The sequence below is a fragment of the Acetobacter sp. DmW_136 genome (assembly GCF_008690365.1).
In the GTDB taxonomy this organism is placed as follows: Bacteria; Pseudomonadota; Alphaproteobacteria; order Acetobacterales; family Acetobacteraceae; genus Acetobacter; species Acetobacter oryzifermentans.
Genome location: NZ_VHON01000061.1, coordinates 1 through 3,391 on the forward strand (window position 1 = coordinate 1; position 3,391 = coordinate 3,391).

The 3,391-nt window shown below is 45.3% G+C and carries 3 protein-coding genes; all 3 read left to right on the plus strand.

From position 1 onward, the window contains the following. Positions 1–284: 284 nt before the first annotated feature. Positions 285–2,225: a Hint domain-containing protein gene (locus tag FKW31_RS14235; RefSeq protein WP_238332865.1), complete on the plus strand. Its 1,941-nt coding sequence runs from the start codon at positions 285–287 to the stop codon at positions 2,223–2,225. Between the two features lie 68 nt (positions 2,226–2,293). Further along, positions 2,294–2,626 carry a hypothetical protein gene (locus FKW31_RS14240; protein WP_238331322.1) on the plus strand — a complete coding sequence of 111 codons (333 nt, stop codon included), beginning with the start codon at positions 2,294–2,296 and terminating at the stop codon, positions 2,624–2,626. Positions 2,627–2,656: 30 nt separating this feature from the next. Beyond that, a partial coding sequence (locus FKW31_RS14245) for an autotransporter strand-loop-strand O-heptosyltransferase (protein WP_150178883.1) occupies positions 2,657–3,391 on the plus strand: 735 nt, incomplete at its 3' end.

A 3,391-nucleotide genomic window follows, 5' to 3' on the forward strand; every position in this document is an offset into this window, starting at 1 on the left:
TGTTTTGCCCTTGGATGAACTGACACAGAGCGGAATGGGTATTCTTTCTCTGAATATCCGAGCTGCTGGCCCCTATCTGGAACAGAACACGAAAGCTGTTTTGGAAAACAGACGTTCTGCCTAATCCGAATACTTCCCTCCATTTTTTGATGAAGGGAGTTTTTTACAAATATCCGATGTGTTTTCACATCGGATATTTGTCTCTTCTCAATATTTCATGAAGCCGGATTTCTTTTCACGATTTTACGCTCTTCATGAAAGCGGCAAAGAAAGCTACGGTTACGATGTCTAATTATCCGCTTCCTTCGGCTACCAAAACGATTTCCGCTGGTCAAACAGTCAATGGTGCATCTTACGGCACAGCGGACCATGTTGTTGTAGAAGGCTCTTTGACGAATGCCACTCTGACCCAGAATGGGGGTGGTATTGGATCTATCGTTGTGCAAAGTGGCGGAACACTCAATGGCGCCACAGTTACCTCGGGTGGTAATATCTTTGCGCTTGATGGTGGGAGTGCTTCTCATATTTCATTGGATGGCAGTAGAAGTGCTGATCTTATCGTAGAGTCAGGCGGCGCAGTTGACACTGTCTCGGCCTCCAATAGTGCGGGCATTGACCTACGAGGAGGCACACTTTCCAATGTGACGTTGACCACAAGTGCCAGTATGAAGGTTGAATCTGGCGCTACTGTTACAGGTGTTCAGGTCAATAACACAACAGAGGTTGATATTGATGCCAAGTCTCAGGTTTCCAACATTACCGTTTCCAACGGCGGGAGTGTAGACAACACAGGTGGTAGCATCGCTTCAGCTACCATTGAAAATGGCGGCAACGTTTCGGTAGAAAGAGGATATTCGTATGATTCCGCCACGAGTTCAGGTGGTTACCTTAACGGAACCATTGACCAGTGTGTCATTAGTAGCGGTGGAACATTAACTGTTGGCAATGGCGGTTCAGCTACAAATGTCGGCCTGCAAAGTGGTGGGCTTATTGATTTTTCTACCCTGACATATGATTCCTCTGCCAAATATAGCTACGATGCTGCCACATATACCCTGACAGTGACAGGAAGTGGTGGAACAGCGAGTGTTACACTTGACCCCAAAACTTCAGATATTGTGGATGGTCAACAATTTGATCTCGTTGAAAATAGTGATGGCACGCTTGCCATAGAAACCTGTTTTCTTGCGGGTAGCATGATCCAGACCCCACAAGGTGATGTGCCTGTAGAAAACATCCGTTTTGGAGATAACATCACAGTCTATGTAGATGGCAAAACAGAAACACGTTCTGTTATCTGGGCAGGCAAGGCACATACAACCGTTCGCCCTGAACGTCCTGATGATGAAGCCGGATATCCTGTACGTGTTCTGAAAGACGCCATTGCCGATGGTGTGCCTTACAAGGATATGCTGATTACTGCCGAGCACTGCCTGTTTTTTAAAGATCGGTTTGTGCCCGTACGTATGCTGGTGAATGGCGTGTCCATTTTTTATGACAAATCCATTACCTCCTACGATTATTACCATGTGGAAACAGAGCAGCATTCTGTTATCCGGGCAGACGGCATGCTGACCGAAAGCTATCTGGATACCGGGAACCGCTCTTCATTCCGTCAGGAAGGTTCCGTTATCATGCTGGGTGGAAAGCCTCGGACATGGGAACATGATGCCGGTGCGCCACTCTGTGTTGATCGTTCCTTTGTGGAGCCACTATTTCGAGCACTGGAATGGCGTGAAAACAGTGTGGTTGGCGCACAGATGCAGGTAGAAACGATGGAATTCACGGATGATCCAGATCTGCATCTCGTAACGGATACAGGAGCTACTGTGCGTTCGATGCGCAAGACGGCGCATCAGTATAGTTTCATGCTGCCGCCTGATACGCAGTCTGTGCGTATTGTCTCACGCGCCAGCCGCCCATCTGATGTGATTGGTCCGTTTGTGGATGATCGACGCCATATGGGGGTCGCAGTCTCCGAGGTGCATCTGATGTGTGCTAAACAGCAATTCAACATCACCTCTCACCTTCAGGCCGAGAAGCCAGAAGGTTGGCATGAGACCGATTGGACAGATTGTGCATGGACAAATGGCAATGCCGAACTGCCATTAGGGGATCATCTGTCACATGGGAAAATGGGGATACTCTCCATGATCATCCGTGCTGCTGGCCCTTATGTTGTGACTGATCAGCAAACGACACGTGTAAAAACAAAATCTGCTTAAAAATTAAAAATCTCTCCCTTATCGTTAGTATTAAGGGAGAGATTTTTTATGATCTTGATGGAACAGCTATGCTTCGTAAAACAGCAAATCTGGAATCACGTAATCCTCGCACCCCAACAGTCCGGATGAAAAAAATAGTTCCTTCCCAGGAAAAGACATTTCCCATCTATTTTGATGGTGAATGGTATCTTTTAGTAAATCCCGATGTTGCAGAAGCTGGGATTGATCCTCTTGTTCATTTCATGGATTTTGGTGCACACGAAAAAAGAAATCCTAACCCTGATTTTGATACAGAAACTTATTTGCGCTTGAATCCAGATATTGCATCTTTTCCATTAGGGCCTTTCCTCCATTATGTTTTCTATGGTTACCATGAAGGGCGTAAATTTCAGGCTCCATAATTTTTCTTAAATATTTGGACTGATTGTTTCATGACCGAAGTTTTTTCAAATTCGGAAACCACAATTTCTACGTCTTCTGCAGATGGTATTACCGAAGCTTCATCAAACCATTCGGCTTCGGTCAAATCTCCTTACATCAACCCTTCTGCTCTCCCAGTTTTACATGAGCCTGATGGAATTTTGTTTGATTTCAATCAGGGTGCCCGTATTGTTCTGCCTGCACGTACAGAAGGAAAATGGCGGATTACATTACGTGACCTGGATACAGGGAATATTCTGTTCCAGAATGAAAATACGGGCGCTACCGTACACTCTGCCAAACGCTTTTACGTTCGCTTTGGTATTATTGTTGAAGATATTTTACCTCAAAGAGAAGCCCGCATTGTTTTCCAGCATGAATTGAATTTGAAAAACAAAAAAGTTGTCATTCAATTTCCTGTCGGTACTTTGGGCGATACGCTTGCATGGTTTTCCTACGCAGCACGCTTTGCGCATATCCATCAGGCAAATGTAACCTGCATTCTCTCTGCTTTGATTATTCCTGTGCTGAAAGATGCATATCCAGAATTAACACTTATGTCCCCAGAAATAGCTCAGGAACAAGACATACTGGCAGACAGTTATGCAATGTACTGCATGGGGTTATTTTTTGATGATAAAGAAAATGTTTTTCAACCAACCGATTTTCGGTTGGTGGGTCTTCATCGCACTGCCGCGTATATTCTAGGTGTTGATCCTGCGGAAGAAGCACCCAAACTTGCTTTG

Excerpts from the sequence above, each read along its gene's own strand:
- FKW31_RS14235 (WP_238332865.1), top strand. The coding sequence starts at position 285 with ATGTCTAATTATCCGCTTCCTTCGGCTACCAAAACGATTTCCGCTGGT.
- FKW31_RS14240 (WP_238331322.1), top strand. The coding sequence starts at position 2,294 with ATGCTTCGTAAAACAGCAAATCTGGAATCACGTAATCCTCGCACCCCA.